Genomic DNA, 14,277 nt, shown 5'->3' with positions numbered 1-14,277 from the left:
TCCTCTGTTAGGGGCGCCAGGCCGTGCGCTTGCGCCGCAGGTCCCACAGGAGCGAGCCGGCCATCAGCCCGGCGATGGCGAGCAGCCAGAGGTCCTCCATGCGGGCCTCGTGGTTGCCCCACAGGTAGGACAGGATCGCCAGGGTCATCAGCCAGCCGACGATCTGCGCCCACTTGCCGGCGCGGCCGTGCCAGCCCCAGTCCTCGGGGCGCTCCTCCTCGATCGGGTGCTCCCCGGCCCGGACGACGCCCTCCTCACGGTTGGGCTGGTTGACCCGCGTGGTGGCGGGGTTGTGCTGGCGGACCCCGGGACCGTGCTGCTCGCTCACGAGGCCCATCCTGCCAGCCGGGACCGGCCACCACCGGGCGAGGTCGGATGCTGTACGCCGGGCGCGTCGGGGAGGATCAGGGCATGAGCGAGCCGCGCGAGGTCACCGTGCTGGGCTCGACCGGCTCGATCGGCCGGCAGGCGATCGCGGTCGCCGAGCAGAACCCCGACCGGCTGCGGATCACCGCACTCGCCGCCGGCGGCGGCGACGTCGCCCGGCTGGCCGAGCAGGCGCTGACCCTCGGCGTGCGCACCGTGGCCGTGGCGCGGGCCACCGCCGCGCAGGACCTGCAGCTGGCCTTCTACGCCGCCGCGTCGCAGCGCGGCTGGGCGAGGGGCGAGTACGCGCTGCCGGAGATCCTCGCCGGGCCGCGCGCCGCCGAGGAGCTGGCCGCCCGCCCCGCCGACGTCGTCCTCAACGGCATCACCGGCTCGATCGGCCTGGGCCCCACGCTGGCCGGGCTCCGGGCGGGCAACGTCGTCGCCCTGGCCAACAAGGAGTCGCTGGTCGCCGGTGGCGACCTGGTCACCGCGGCGGCCGGGCCCGGCCAGCTGGTGCCGGTCGACTCCGAGCACTCCGCGCTGGCGCAGTGCCTGCGCGGCGGGCACCGGAGCGAGGTGGCCCGGCTGGTGCTCACCGCCAGCGGCGGGCCGTTCCGCGGCCGCAGCGCCGCCGACCTCGCCGACGTCACGCGCGAGCAGGCACTGGCGCACCCGACCTGGGACATGGGCCCGGTCGTGACGATCAACTCCGCGACCCTGGTCAACAAGGGCCTCGAGCTCATCGAGGCCCACCTGCTCTTCGGCGTCCCCTACGCCGACATCGACATCGTCGTGCACCCGCAGTCGATCGTGCACTCGATGGTCACCTTCGCCGACGGCGCCACCATCGCCCAGGCCAGCCCGCCGGACATGCGGCTGCCGATCGCGCTGGCACTGGCCTGGCCCGACCGGCTGCCGCACGTGCAGCCGGCGCTGGACTGGTCGACGGCGAGCACCTGGGAGTTCGCGCCGCTCGACGAGGAGGCGTTCCCGGCGGTCCGGCTCGCGCGCGCCGCGGGCGAGGCCGGCGGCGTCGTCCCGGCGGTGTTCAACGCCGCCAACGAGGAGGCGGTCGCGGCGTTCCTCGCCGGCCGGCTGCGTTTCCCGGACGTCGTGGGCCTGGTCGCGCGTACCCTCGACGACGCGCCGGACCTCGGCGCCCCCACCTGCGTGGACGACGTGCTGGCCGCCGAACGGTGGGCCCGGCAGCACGCCCGCGCCGCCCTCGTCGGAGGCCCCAGCTGAGCACCCTGCTGACCGTCCTCGGCATCGCCGCGTTCTTCGTCGGGCTGCTCGCCTCCATCGCGTTCCACGAGGCCGGTCACTTCTGGTGGGCCCGGAAGTTCGGCATGCGGGTGCCGCAGTTCATGGTCGGCTTCGGCCCCACGCTGTTCTCCCGCCGCCGCGGCGAGACCGAGTACGGCATCAAGGCCATCCCGCTCGGCGGCTACGTCCGCATCGTCGGCATGATCCCGCCGGCCGAGGAGGGCGAGAGCGTCCGCGCCACCCGGATGCGCAGCTTCATCGCCGAGGTGCGCGGCCAGGCGCTCAACGACGTCCGGCCCAGCGACGCCGGCCGCGTGTTCTACGCCAAGCCCTGGTGGCAGCGCGTGATCGTCATGGCCGCCGGCCCGCTGCACAACCTCGTCCTGGCGGTCCTGTTCTTCACGATCACGCTCACCGCCATCGGCACCAACGTCATCACCACCCAGGTGCAGACCGTCCCCGCCTGCGTCGTGCCCGCGGGCGCCGAGAGCATCGCCGTCGCCGAGGCCGAGCGCCGGGACGTGTGCGACATCCCGATCGTCACCAGCGGCGCCGGTGCCGGGCAGGTCTGCGAGGAGGGCAGCGCGAACTGTGCCCGGCCGGTGGCCAGCCCCGCGGCCGAGGCCGGCCTGCGCCCGGGCGACACGATCGTCGCGATCGACGGCCGGGCGGTCGACCCCACCGCCCACGACAGCTGGACCGTGGTGCAGCAGGCGATCCGCGGCTCGGCGGGGGAGCCGCTGGCGCTCACCGTCGAGCGCGACGGCGCGGCCCGCGAGCTCACCGTCACCCCGATCGAGAACGTCGTCGCGACCGAGGACGGCACCGTCACCGCCGGCTACCTCGGCGTCGGTCCGGTGGTCGGCTTCGCCCGCCAGTCCGTCGCCGACCTGCCCGGCTACTTCGGCATGGTGGTCAGCCAGTCGGTGCAGCGGCTCGTCGAGATCCCCGAGAAGGTCCCGCAGCTGTTCCGCGCGGCCTTCCTCGGCGAGGAGCGCGACGAGAACGGGCCGATCGGCGTCGTCGGCGTCGGCCGGATCTCCGGCGAGGTGTTCGCCATCCAGGAGTTCAGCGGCGCGGAGAAGCTCAGCTTCTTCCTGAGCCTGCTGGCCAGCGTGAACCTCGTGCTGTTCCTGTTCAACCTGCTGCCGATCTACCCGCTCGACGGCGGGCACGTGGCCGGTGCGCTGTACGAGAAGGCCCGCTCGGTCGTCGCCCGGCTGCGCGGCCGCCCCGACCCCGGCCCGTTCGACATCGCGCGACTGATGCCGGTCGCCTACGTGGTGGCGGGCCTGTTCATCGCCCTGTCCGGGCTGCTGCTCGTCGCCGACGTCGTCAACCCGATCACACTCCAGTAGTCGTCGGCACCGACCCCGTGGGACCGGGGATACTCGCAGGCATGGCGACCTCCGTCGGTCTCGGCATGCCCGCACTGCCCCCGCCCGTCCTCGCGCCCCGGCGCAAGACCCGCCAGCTGATGGTGGGCGACGTCGGCGTCGGCAGCGACCACCCCGTCAGCGTGCAGTCGATGACGACGACCAAGACCGCCGACGTCAACGCGACGCTGCAGCAGATCGCCGAGCTCACCGCGTCGGGTTGCCAGATCGTGCGCGTCGCCGTCCCCGACACCGACGACGCCGAGGCGCTGCCGATCATCGCGCGGAAGTCGCAGATCCCGGTCATCGCCGACATCCACTTCCAGCCGCGCTACGTGTTCGCCGCGATCGACGCCGGCTGCGCGGCGGTCCGCGTCAACCCCGGCAACATCAAGAAGTTCGACGACAAGGTCGGCGACATCGCCAAGGCGGCCAAGGCCGCCGGCATCCCGATCCGGATCGGCGTCAACGCCGGCTCGCTGGACAAGCGGCTGCTGGCCAAGTACGGCAAGGCCACCCCCGAGGCGCTCGTGGAGTCGGCGCTGTGGGAGTGCTCGCTGTTCGAGGAGCACGACTTCCGCGACATCAAGGTCTCGGTCAAGCACAACGACCCGGTGGTCATGGTCCGCGCCTACGAGCTGCTCGCCGCGCAGTGCGACTACCCGCTGCACCTGGGCGTCACCGAGGCCGGCCCCGCGTTCCAGGGCACGATCAAGTCCGCCGTCGCCTTCGGTGCGCTGCTGTCCCAGGGCATCGGCGACACCATCCGCGTCTCCCTCTCCGCCCCGCCCGCGGAGGAGGTGAAGGTCGGCACGCAGATCCTCGAGTCGCTCAACCTGCGCCAGCGCGGCCTGGAGATCGTCAGCTGCCCCTCCTGCGGGCGCGCGCAGGTCGACGTCTACAAGCTCGCCGACGAGGTCACCGCCGGCCTCGACGGGCTGGAGGTGCCGCTGCGGGTCGCGGTGATGGGCTGCGTCGTCAACGGTCCCGGCGAGGCCCGCGAGGCCGACCTGGGGGTGGCCTCGGGCAACGGCAAGGGTCAGATCTTCGTGAAGGGCCAGGTCGTCAAGACCGTGCCCGAGTCGCAGATCGTCGAGACGCTCATCGAGGAGGCCATGCGGATCGCCGGTGAGCAGCTCGACGACGGCGTCCCCTCCGGCCCGCCCGTCGTCACCGTCTCCTGACCCTCCGCTCCCACCGTGCTCCGCTCGACCGGGTCGTCCACCCGCCCCACCACCCCGACGGCTCGCGTCCTCGACGAGGGCGACGAGCCGGCCGTCCGCCGGCTGCTGTCCGCCGACCCGGTCGCGGCCTGCGTCCTCGCCGGCCGGGTCGAGGCGGCCGGCACCGGCCCGGCCGCGCTGGGCGCGCCGCTGTGGGGCATCGGCAGCGGCCGCACCCTCGACGCGGTCTGCCTCGCCGGGGCCAACCTGATCCCGTTCGCCGTCCCCGGCGCCGAGCGGGCCGCCGCCACCGCCTTCGCCGATCGGGCCCGCCGGGCCGGCCGGCGCTGCTCGACGATCGTCGGCCCGGCCGCCGCCGTCGGCCCGCTGTGGGAGCTGCTCGAGCCCTCCTGGGGTCCGGCCCGCGACCACCGGCCGCGGCAGCCGCTGCTGGCCATGGAGGGCCCGCCGGCGGTGGTGCCCGAGCCGCGGGTGCGGCCGGTCCGGCCGGCCGAGGTCGACGTCCTCCTGCCGGCCTCGGTGGCGATGTTCACCGAGGAGGTCGGGGTCAGCCCGCTGCGGGTCGACGGCGGCGCCGGCTACCGGGCGCGGGTCGAGGACCTCGTGCGCGCCGGCCAGTCGCTGGCCTGGATCGAGGACGGCCGGGTGCTGTTCAAGGCCGAGATCGGGGCGGTGTCGCGCGCGGTGTGCCAGGTGCAGGGCGTGTGGACCGCGCCCGAGGCCCGCGGCCGGGGGATCGGCGCCGCCGGCATGGCCGCCGTCGTCGAGTACGCCCGGACCTCGATCGCGCCGGTCGTGAGCCTCTACGTCAACGACTACAACGCCCCGGCCCGCGCGGTGTACCGCCGCGTCGGCTTCCGCGAGGTCGGCTGCTACGCCAGCGTCCTCTTCTGAGCCTCCCGCGGATCATCGGCGCGGTCTGACAGGGTGTGCCGACGTGGCAGCACGACGCACGGCGGTCCTCGGCACGGTCCTCACCCTCCTCTCGGCGCCGGTCCTCGTGGCCTGCTCGGGCAGCTCCGAGGACGACGTCCGCGCCGCCGCGCAGGCCTTCCTCGACGACTGGGCCGGCGGGGACACCGGTGCCGCGGCCGAGGCCACCAGCGACCCCGCCGCGGCCACCGCGCTGCTCGAGCAGACCGCCGCCGACCTCCCCGGGGCCACCCTGTCCGCCGACCTCGGGGACGTCACGGTCGAGGACGGCACCGCCACCGCCGGCTGGACCGCCACCTGGGACCTCGCCGCCGCCCCCGACTGGACCTACGACGCCGCGCTGGAGCTGCGCGAGGCCGACGAGGGCTGGCAGGTCGTGGCCGCGCCGACGCTCGTGCACCCCGAGCTCGGGGAGGGCCAGCGCCTGCAGCTGGCCCGGTCGCTGCCCGAGCGCGCCGCGATCACCGACGCCGCCGGCCGGCCGCTGTTCACGCCCACCGAGGTGGTCAACGTGGGCGTCGACCCCGCCCAGGTCACCGACCTGCCGGGGCTGGCGGCCGCGCTCTCGGCGGCCACCGGCGTCGCGGCCGAGGAGATCACCGCCGACGTCCAGGCGGCCCCGCCCGGCCAGTTCGTCCCGGTCATCACCCTGCGCCGGCCGGACTTCGAGGCCATCCGCGCGCAGGTGTTCGACCTGCCCGGTGCTGTGTTCCCCACCGACACCCGGCTGCTCGCCCCGTCCCCCCGGTTCGCCGCCGCGCTGCTGGGCCGGGTGGGCGATGCCACCGCCGAGGTGATCGAGGAGACCACCACCGACGGGGTCGCCGCCTATGCCGCCGGCGACGAGCTCGGCCTGTCGGGGCTGCAGCGCGCCTTCCAGGAGCAGCTCACCGGCACCCCCGGCTTCACCGTCTCGGTGGCGAGCACCGACGAGGCCACCGGCGACCCCGGCCGTGAGGTGGCCGCCGTCGAGCCCGTTCCCGGCCGGCCGCTGCAGACGCCGATCGTGCGCGAGCTGCAGGAGGCCGCCGACGCGGCCGTCGCGACCCAGCCGCTGCCCACCCACCTGGTCGTCGTGCGGCCGGGCACCGGCGAGGTCCTGGCCGTGTCCGCCAACGAGGCCGCAGCGGCCGGCAACGCGCTCACCGGGCAGTACCCGCCCGGGTCGAGCATGAAGGCGATCACGGCCACGGCACTGCTGTCGGCGGGGACGGTGACCCCCGACGCGGCGGTGCCCTGCCCGGGGACGACGGCGGTCGACGGCCGCGAGTTCGAGAACCAGGACCGCTTCGACCTCGGCACCGTCCCCTTCACCGAGGCCTTCGCGCAGTCGTGCAACACGACCTTCATCCAGGCCGGCCTGCAGCTCCCCGACGACGCCCTGGCCACCGCGGCCGCCTCCTACGGCGTGGGCAGCGACTGGCGGCTGCCGGTCGAGGTGTTCTCCGGCAGCGTCCCCTCCGACTCCACCGGGACGACCAAGGCGGCGAACGCGATCGGCCAGGGCGAGGTGCTGATGAGCCCGGCGCAGCTGGCGCTGGTGGCCGCCGGCATCGCCAGCGGCACGCCGGCCGGGCCGGTCGAGGTCGTGGGCGCCGAGCCCGCCGGCGCCGCGCCGGAGGGGCCGGGACCGGCGGTGCTCGACCAGCTGCGGCCGATGATGCGCCAGGTGGTGCTCAGCGGGACGGCGACCGAGCTCGGCGACCGCGGCGAGGTCCACGGCAAGACCGGTACCGCGGAGTTCGGCAGCAACACCCCGCCGGACGCCCACGGCTGGTTCATGGGCTACCAGCTCGCCGGGCCCCAGGGGGACATCGCCTTCGCGACGCTGGTCGAGGGCGGCGGGTCGAGCAGCACCGCGGTCGCCGTCACCGACGCCTTCCTCGGCGGCCTCTGACGCCTACGAGTCGATGCCCGGCAGCGCCGTGGTGGTCTCCGGCCGCCCGGCCGCGGCGCGCCAGGCGACGGCGCGGACCTCCGCGGCCGCCAGTGCGTCGAGTGCGAGCCGGCGCACGTCCGGCTCCTCCGCGGCTCCGAGCAGCGCCACCAGGCTCTCCGACACGCCCTCCTCCAGGACGGCGCCGAGCGCGGCGGCGTCGACGGGGGACAGCACCGGGAACGGCAGCTCGTAGCCGGCCTCCGCCGGCACCGGGTCCGCGCCGCGCTCGTCGACCAGCGCGGCCAGCCGGTCGCGGAGGTCGCGGTGGGCCTGCTCGCCGCCGACCGCGGCGGCGCGCCCGCCGGGCGGCAGCGCCGCGCCGACGACGCCGTAGCCCCACACCGCCGCGTGCTCGGCGGCCAGCGCCTCCCGCAGGGCGCCGTCCTCGTCCCCGGCGGGGGCCCCGTCATCGGCCACGTCGGTCCTCCCTCACGCGGGTCCTCCGGCCGCCAGCGCGGCCTCGTGGCCGCGCAGCCCGGCCGCCACGGAGCCCAGCAGCGCCGCCCGGGCGCCGGAGACCTCCAGGCAGGCGCCGGCGTGCGAGGCGGCGGCCGCGGCCACCTGCTCGCGCAGCCACCCCGTCACGTCCGTACCGGCCGGTGGCGCGGGCGGGGGAGCCGTCGCCGTGGCGGTGGCCGTGGGGACCGCCGCCCGCAGCCGGTCCAGCTGCGTGCGGGCCTGCCCGGCGAGGGGCGCCACCCGGCCGCCGAGGGCGGGGTCGGCGGCCGCGGCGGCGTCGTAGGCGGCCACCACCGCCTCCTGCACGGGCAGCTGGCCGGCCAGCCGGTCGTCCTGCGCCGCGGTGCGCCCGGCGCCGGCCGCCCCGCCGGCCGATCCGCCGGAGGTGCACCCGGCCGCCAGCATCGCCAGGCCGGCGGCGCCGGCCAGCAGGCGGCGCCGGGAGAACCCGGCGGGGGAGGAGGTGGACATCACGGCCATCCTCCCAGGCGCCCCGTCCCGCCCCCGGCAGCGACGGGCGGGCCGCCCGCCGTGGGCCGCGGGCCCGGAGCGGCCGGGGCCGACGCGGTGGGGGAGCGGTAGCCTGACCTCTTCCCGGGTACGCCGCCGGAAGGCGTGCGCGCCGCCGTCCGCGGTCCCCGGGGTGCGGTCCGCCGAGCACGAGCTCCGACCGGTGCAGGAGGGGAGGGGAGCCCGTGTCCGCCACGCGACAGCAGGACCCGGCCGCCACGAGGCTGGCGGGCTGGATCGAGCCGGTGGTCGCCGAGGCCGGGTACGACCTCGAGGAGCTGGTCGTCACCCCCGCCGGCCGGCGCAGCGTCGTCCGGGTCGTCGTCGACCGCGACGAGGGCGTGTCCCTCGACGACGTCGCCGAGGTCAGCCGCGCGGTCTCGGCCGTGCTCGACCGCAACGACGGCGAGCTCGGCCGCGCGCCCTACGTGCTCGAGGTGACCAGCCCCGGCGTCGACCGGCCGCTGACCGAGCCGCGGCACTGGCGGCGCAACACCGGCCGGCTGGTCACGGTCGCCGTCGGCCCGGCCGGCTCGGCCGAGCAGGTGACCGGCCGGGTCACCGCCGTCGACGACGCGGGGGTCACCCTCGCGGTCGAGAAGCCGGGCAAGCCCGGCGCGCGGAAGAAGCCGCCCGTCGAGCGGCAGGTGCCGTGGGCGGAGCTGGGCGCCGGCCGGGTGCAGGTCGAGTTCGGGCGGCCCGGCCGCGACGACGACGCGCAGGACGACGCGCAGGACGACGTGCACGACGACGTGCACGACGACGTGCACGACGAGCCGGTGGACGCGGACGACGACGAGGGCGACGACGGAGGAGGACAGTGAACATCGACGTGACCGCCCTCAAGGCGGTCGAGCGGGAGAAGGGCATCCCCGTCGACACGGTCATCGAGGCGATCGAGACGGCGCTGGTGACCGCCTACCGGCACGCCGACGGCGCCGCCAAGCACGTGCGGGTCCACGTGGACCGCAAGAGCGGCGAGGTCGCGGTGCTGGCCCAGGAGCTCGGCGCCGACGGCGAGGTCGTGCGCGAGTGGGACGACACCCCGTCGGACTTCGGCCGGATCGCGGCCAGCACCGCCAAGCAGGTCATCGTCCAGCGGCTCCGCGACGCCGAGCACGAGCAGACCTTCGGCGAGTACGCGGGCAAGGAGGGCGACATCGTCAGCGGTGTGGTCCAGGCCGACGCCCGCCGCAACGCGCAGGGCTCGGTCCTGGTCGACATCGGCAAGGTCGAGGCGGTGCTCCCGGCCGCCGAGCAGGTGCCCGGCGAGCGCTACCCGCACGGCAGCCGGCTGCGCGCCTACGTCGTGTCGGTCGCCCGCACCTACCGCGGCCCGCAGGTGACCGTCTCGCGCACCCACCCCAACCTGGTCCGCAAGCTGTTCGCCCTCGAGGTCCCCGAGATCGCCGACGGCAGCGTCGAGATCGTCGCCGTGGCCCGCGAGGCCGGCCACCGCTCGAAGATCGCCGTCCGCACGTCCGTCCCCGGCCTGAACGCCAAGGGCGCCTGCATCGGGCCGATGGGCCAGCGGGTGCGCAACGTCATGAGCGAGCTGCACGGCGAGAAGATCGACATCGTCGACTGGTCCGACGACCCGGCCACCTTCGTCGCCTCGGCGCTCAGCCCGGCGCGGGTGGACTCCGCGACCCTGGTCGACCCCAAGGCCCGGGCCGTGCGGGTGGTCGTCCCCGACTACCAGCTCTCGCTCGCCATCGGCAAGGAGGGGCAGAACGCCCGCCTCGCCGCCCGGCTGACCGGCTGCCGCATCGACATCCGCAGCGACGCCCAGGCCGACGACGCGGAGCCCTCGCCCGGGGTGGGCCGCCCGCCGCTGCGCTCGGGCCCGCCGCCGGTGCGCGCCGGCGCGCCCGGCGGCCGGACGTCCCCCGGCGGAGGCGGCCCGCGCCCCGGCTACCGGCGCCCGGAACAACGGGGCCCCGCCGCGCGCTAGAGTGTCGGGTGGCCGAAACGTCGATCCCGGTGCGCACCTGTGTGGGCTGCCGGAAGCGCGCTCCGGTCACCGACCTGCTGCGTGTCGTCCACCGGTCCGGGACCCTCGTGCCCGATCCGCGGAGGAGGCTCCCCGGCCGGGGAGCGTCGCTGCACCCCACCCCGGAGTGCCTGCACGCAGCGGAGCGACGCCGGGCCTTCTCCCGGGCGCTGCGCCTCCCCGGAGGCGGCGCCGCGGTGGAGGCCGGTCCGCTCCGGGCCCACGTCCTCGGCGCCGCGGCGCCGCCCGACCCGGGCCCGGGACGGGCGACAGCGAACGAACGACAGACCGCACTTCCCCAGACGGACCGGCACCCGGCCGGTCCGCACGTCGAGAGCAGGACGTCGTCGGATGAGTCAGCCGTGAAGTCCCCACGATGACAAGCCAGACCATGCACCACTGACGACGAGGTCGCGCGGGCGAGCCGCCGGCCTCACCAGAGGAGATCCGTGCCAGGCAAAGCCCGCGTCCACGAACTCGCCAAGGAGTTCGGGGTCGACAGCAAGACCGTGCTCGCCAAGCTCAAGGAGCAGGGCGAGTTCGTGAAGTCCGCCTCCTCCACCGTCGAGGCCCCCGTGGCCCGGCGGCTGCGGGAGGCCCTCGGCGCCGCGTCCGGCGGCGGCAACGGGGGCAACGGTGGCGCCGCCACCGCCGCCCGTCCGGCCGCCCCGCGCCCGTCCGCGCCGCAGCCCGCCGCGCCGCAGGCGCCCGCCGCACCGGCGCCCGCGCCGTCGGCCGGCCCAACCCCGGGGGTCCGCCCGGGCGCGCCGCGCCCCGGCATGCCCACCCCCGGCCCGCGCCCGGCCGCGCCCCAGGCGCCGGCCGCGAGCGCGCCGGTGCAGCAGCCCCCGGCGCAGCAGCCTGCGGCCCCCGAGGGCCCGCGTCCGGCGGCTCCCGGCGCCCCGCGCCCCGGTGCCCCGGCGTCGCGCCCGGCCGGTGGGCCCGTCCCCGGCCCGGCCCGGCCGGCCGCCCCGCGGCCGGCGGCTCCCGGCGCTCCCCGTCCCGGCGGTCCCGCCGCCGCGCCGGGTGCTCCGGGCGCCGGCCCGCGTCCGGGTCCGCGTCCGGCGCCCCGGCCGGGCAACAACCCCTTCAGCAGCGCCCCGCGTCCGGGGCCGGCTGCCGCTGGCCCGCGTCCGGGCCCGGCCGCCGGTGGCCCCCGTCCCGGCCCCGGTGCCGGCGGTCCGCGTCCCCCGGCGGGTGCACCCCGTCCCGGTGGTCCGCGTCCGGGCCCCGGTGCCGGTGGCCCGCGCCCCGCGGCCGGTCCGGGCGGGCCCCGTCCCAACCCGGGCATGATGCCGCCGCGCCCCTCGCCGGGCATGATGCCGCCGCGTCCCGGCGGTGCCGGCCGTCCCGGTGGCGGTCCCGGCGGTCCCGGTGGCCGTGGCCGTCCGGGTGCTCCCGGCGGTGGCGGCGGTTTCCGTCCCGGTGGCGGTGCCCCCGGTGGCGGCGGCGGTGGCGCGCCGGCCGGCGGGTTCCGTGGCGGCGGTGGCCGCGGCCGTGGCCGCGGTGGCTCCGGTGCGGGCACCGCGGGTGCCTTCGGCCGTCCGGGCGGGCGCGGTCCCGTCCGCGGGCGCAAGAGCAAGAAGCAGCGGCGCCAGGAGTTCGACCAGATGGCGGCGCCCAGCATGGGCGGCGTCAGCCTGCCCCGTGGCAACGGCCAGACCGTCCGGCTGCCGCGCGGCGCCTCGCTGACCGACCTGGCCGAGCGCATCGGCGCCCAGCCTGCGGCGCTGGTGACCGCCCTGTTCCACCTGGGCGAGATGGTCACCGCGACGCAGTCGGTGAACGAGGACACCCTGCAGCTGCTCGGTGCCGAGATCGGCTGGGACATCCAGGTCGTCTCGCCGGAGGACGAGGACCGCGAGCTCCTCGAGACCTTCGACCTCACCTTCGGCGACGAGGGCGACGAGGCCGACTGGGTCGCGCGCCCGCCGGTGGTCACCGTCATGGGTCACGTCGACCACGGCAAGACCAAGCTGCTCGACGCCATCCGCAACACCAACGTGGTGGCGCGGGAGGCCGGCGGCATCACCCAGCACATCGGCGCCTACCAGGTCGCCTCCGAGCTGGAGGGCGAGGAGCGGCCGATCACCTTCATCGACACCCCGGGTCACGAGTCGTTCACCGCGATGCGTGCCCGTGGCGCGAAGGTGACCGACATCGTCGTCCTGGTGGTCGCCGCCGACGACGGCGTCATGCCGCAGACGGTCGAGGCGCTCAACCACGCCCAGGCCGCCGACGTGCCGATCGTGGTGGCGGTCAACAAGATCGACAAGGAGGGGGCCAACCCCGCCAAGATCCGCCAGCAGCTCACCGAGTACGGCCTGGTGGCCGAGGAGTACGGCGGCGACACGATGTTCGTCGACGTCTCCGCGACCACCCGGCAGGGCATCGACGACGTGCTCGCGGCGATCCTGCTGACCGCCGACGCCTCGCTGGACCTGCGCGCCAACGCCGAGCAGGACCCGCAGGGCGTGGTCATCGAGGGCAAGCTGGACAAGGGCCGGGGCCCGGTCGCCACGGTGCTGGTCCAGCGCGGCACGCTGCGCGTCGGCGACTCGATCGTGGCCGGCGACGCCTACGGCCGCGTCCGGTCGCTGCTCGACGAGTACGGCAACAAGCTGAAGGAGGCCTCGCCGGCCCGCCCCGTGCAGGTCGTCGGCCTCACCTCGGTGCCGCGTGCCGGTGACACCTTCCTCGTGGTGGAGGAGGACCGCGTCGCCCGGCAGATCGCCGACCGGCGGCAGGCCCGCATCCGCAACGCGCAGAACGCCTCCATGCGCAAGCGGATCAGCCTCGAGGACCTCGACGCCGCGCTCAAGGAGAACCGCCAGCTCAACCTGATCATCAAGGGCGACAACTCGGGCACCGTGGAGGCGCTCGAGGAGGCCCTGATGAAGATCGAGGTGAGCGACGACGTCTCGCTGCGGGTCATCCACCGCGGCGTCGGGTCGATCACCAAGAGCGACATCGACCTGGCGCTGGCCGACGACGTCATCGTCCTGGGCTTCAACGTCCGGGCCGAGGGCCAGGCCACCGAGCTCGCCAACCGCGAGGGCATCGACGTCCGCTACTACTCGGTCATCTACCAGGCGATCGAGGAGATCGAGGCGGCCCTCAAGGGCATGCTCAAGCCGGAGTACGAGGAGGTCGCGCTCGGCACGGCGGAGGTCCGCGAGGTCTTCCGGGTGCCGCGCATCGGCAACGTGGCGGGCTCCATCGTCCGCAGCGGCACGATCAACCGGAACTCGAAGGCCCGGCTGGTCCGGGACGGGGTCGTCGTCGCCGACAACCTCACCGTCGAGTCGCTGCGCCGCTTCAAGGACGACGTCACCGAGGTCCGCGAGGGCTACGAGTGCGGTATCGGCCTGGGGTCGTTCAACGACATCAAGGTCGAGGACGTCATCGAGACGTTCGAGGTCCGCGAGAAGCCGCGCGCGTGAGCGCGAGGTGACGACGGGATCCTGCAGGAGGGCGCCCGGCCCTCCTGCAGGATCCCGCCGCGAGCGTCCGTCGGCCTCTCTGCAGGGTCCCGCCGTGAGCCTGCGAGCGGTGGGGGGCAGGGAGGTCCTTCCAGGGGGGCAGGAGGGTCCTTCGTGTTCACGGGGTCGCTGACCGCCGACCTGCTGCTGGGCGACGTCCACTCGCTCAAGGGCAAGCGCGCCGTCGTCCGGCCGATCGTGGCCGAGCTGCGGCGCCGCTTCGCCGTGGCCGCCGCGGAGGTGGGCGACCTCGACCTGCACCGCCGCGTGCAGGTCGGGGTCGCCACCGTCGCGGGCGACGCCGGTCAGGTGACCGACGTCCTCGACGCCTGCGAGCGGTTGCTGGCCGAGCGGCCGGAGGTGACGCTGCTGTCGACGCACCGGCAGCTGTTCTCCGCCACGGACTCGTAGGTCTGGAGCGACCTCCCCGCTCGCCCCCTGCCCGACCGGGCGCGCCCGACGCGCCCCCGACCACCGGAGTTCTCCATGGCCGACCCCGCCCGCGCCCGCAAGCTCGCGGTGCGCATCCGTCAGATCGTCTCGTCGGCCATCGAGTCGCAGATCAAGGACCCGCGGCTGGGCATGGTCACCGTGACCGACGCCCGGGTCACCAGCGACCTGCGCGAGGCCACGGTCTTCTACACCGTCTACGGCGACGCCACCCAGGCCGCCGACTCCGCCCGGGGGGGGGGGGGGGGCGCCGGCGGGCGGGGGGCGCGGGGGGGGGGGGGGGGGGGGGGGGGGTGGGTCGGGGGGCGGGGGGGGG

At 76.0% G+C, this 14,277-nt stretch carries 14 protein-coding genes and 1 pseudogene; 12 read left to right on the top strand and 3 right to left on the bottom strand.

The features are described from left to right. Positions 1-7: 7 nt before the first annotated feature. Complete coding sequence (locus ACI79V_RS18025; protein ID WP_456877681.1) at positions 8-328, bottom strand: DUF2631 domain-containing protein; 321 nt, start codon at positions 326-328, stop codon at positions 8-10. A gap of 83 nt (positions 329-411) precedes the next feature. Here ACI79V_RS18025 and dxr point away from each other — a divergent pair, with 83 nt between their 5' ends. The 5 genes from dxr to ACI79V_RS18000 are packed head-to-tail and all read left to right on the top strand — an operon-like array spanning position 412 to position 7,025. Continuing rightward, complete coding sequence (dxr, locus tag ACI79V_RS18020; RefSeq protein ID WP_456891374.1) at positions 412-1,614, top strand: 1-deoxy-D-xylulose-5-phosphate reductoisomerase; 1,203 nt, start codon at positions 412-414, stop codon at positions 1,612-1,614. Then, a complete protein-coding gene (locus tag ACI79V_RS18015; protein ID WP_456891372.1) occupies positions 1,566-2,993 on the top strand; it encodes a M50 family metallopeptidase in 1,428 nt (475 codons plus the stop codon). The genes dxr and ACI79V_RS18015 overlap by 49 nt, the downstream gene beginning before the upstream one ends. Before the next feature lie 41 nt (positions 2,994-3,034). Beyond that, a complete protein-coding gene (gene ispG / locus ACI79V_RS18010; protein ID WP_456891370.1) occupies positions 3,035-4,195 on the top strand; it encodes a flavodoxin-dependent (E)-4-hydroxy-3-methylbut-2-enyl-diphosphate synthase in 1,161 nt (386 codons plus the stop codon). Between the two features lie 15 nt (positions 4,196-4,210). Then, positions 4,211-5,089, top strand: coding sequence for a GNAT family N-acetyltransferase (locus ACI79V_RS18005; RefSeq protein ID WP_456891369.1), 879 nt, complete (start codon positions 4,211-4,213; stop codon positions 5,087-5,089). Positions 5,090-5,132: 43 nt separating this feature from the next. Further along, positions 5,133-7,025 (top strand): penicillin-binding transpeptidase domain-containing protein, encoded by a 1,893-nt coding sequence (locus tag ACI79V_RS18000; RefSeq protein ID WP_456891367.1) that lies wholly within the window; start codon positions 5,133-5,135, stop codon positions 7,023-7,025. Positions 7,026-7,028: 3 nt separating this feature from the next. Here ACI79V_RS18000 and ACI79V_RS17995 read toward each other — a convergent pair whose 3' ends face one another. Both ACI79V_RS17995 and ACI79V_RS17990 read right to left on the bottom strand, forming a co-directional pair. Next, positions 7,029-7,484 carry a ferritin-like domain-containing protein gene (locus ACI79V_RS17995; protein WP_456891365.1) on the bottom strand — a complete coding sequence of 152 codons (456 nt, stop codon included), beginning with the start codon at positions 7,482-7,484 and terminating at the stop codon, positions 7,029-7,031. 12 nt (positions 7,485-7,496) lie between these two features. After that, entirely contained in the window at positions 7,497-7,997 is a 501-nt protein-coding gene (locus ACI79V_RS17990; RefSeq protein WP_456891362.1) for a hypothetical protein, read from the bottom strand. Positions 7,998-8,221: 224 nt separating this feature from the next. Here ACI79V_RS17990 and rimP point away from each other — a divergent pair, with 224 nt between their 5' ends. The 7 genes and pseudogenes from rimP to ACI79V_RS17955 form a co-directional block, all read left to right on the top strand. After that, entirely contained in the window at positions 8,222-8,860 is a 639-nt protein-coding gene (gene rimP / locus ACI79V_RS17985; protein WP_456891360.1) for a ribosome maturation factor RimP, read from the top strand. Continuing rightward, positions 8,857-9,990 carry a transcription termination factor NusA gene (gene nusA / locus ACI79V_RS17980; protein WP_456891358.1) on the top strand — a complete coding sequence of 378 codons (1,134 nt, stop codon included), beginning with the start codon at positions 8,857-8,859 and terminating at the stop codon, positions 9,988-9,990. Before rimP ends, nusA begins: the two co-directional genes overlap by 4 nt. Before the next feature lie 8 nt (positions 9,991-9,998). Next, the gene (locus tag ACI79V_RS17975) at positions 9,999-10,409 is read left to right on the top strand and encodes a YlxR family protein (RefSeq protein WP_456891356.1); all 411 of its coding nucleotides are present in this window, start codon (positions 9,999-10,001) and stop codon (positions 10,407-10,409) included. A gap of 69 nt (positions 10,410-10,478) precedes the next feature. Then, positions 10,479-10,622: pseudogene (locus ACI79V_RS17970) on the top strand (translation initiation factor IF-2 N-terminal domain-containing protein); the annotation flags it as partial. A gap of 1,017 nt (positions 10,623-11,639) precedes the next feature. Beyond that, complete coding sequence (gene infB / locus ACI79V_RS17965) at positions 11,640-13,472, top strand: translation initiation factor IF-2 (protein ID WP_456877689.1); 1,833 nt, start codon at positions 11,640-11,642, stop codon at positions 13,470-13,472. A gap of 153 nt (positions 13,473-13,625) precedes the next feature. Continuing rightward, a complete protein-coding gene (locus ACI79V_RS17960) occupies positions 13,626-13,922 on the top strand; it encodes a DUF503 domain-containing protein (protein ID WP_456877670.1) in 297 nt (98 codons plus the stop codon). Between the two features lie 75 nt (positions 13,923-13,997). Continuing rightward, a partial coding sequence (locus tag ACI79V_RS17955; protein ID WP_456891354.1) for a ribosome-binding factor A occupies positions 13,998-14,277 on the top strand: 280 nt, incomplete at its 3' end.

Source organism: Geodermatophilus sp. SYSU D00700 (assembly GCF_054050255.1).
The sequence above is the reverse complement of the archived record's forward strand: the minus strand, read 5'-3'. Positions and strand labels throughout refer to the sequence as shown.

Excerpts from the sequence above, each read along its gene's own strand:
- dxr (WP_456891374.1), top strand. The coding sequence starts at position 412 with ATGAGCGAGCCGCGCGAGGTCACCGTGCTGGGCTCGACCGGCTCGATC.
- ispG (WP_456891370.1), top strand. The coding sequence starts at position 3,035 with ATGGCGACCTCCGTCGGTCTCGGCATGCCCGCACTGCCCCCGCCCGTC.
- ACI79V_RS17990 (WP_456891362.1), bottom strand. The coding sequence starts at position 7,997 with ATGTCCACCTCCTCCCCCGCCGGGTTCTCCCGGCGCCGCCTGCTGGCC.
- infB (WP_456877689.1), top strand. The coding sequence starts at position 11,640 with ATGGCGGCGCCCAGCATGGGCGGCGTCAGCCTGCCCCGTGGCAACGGC.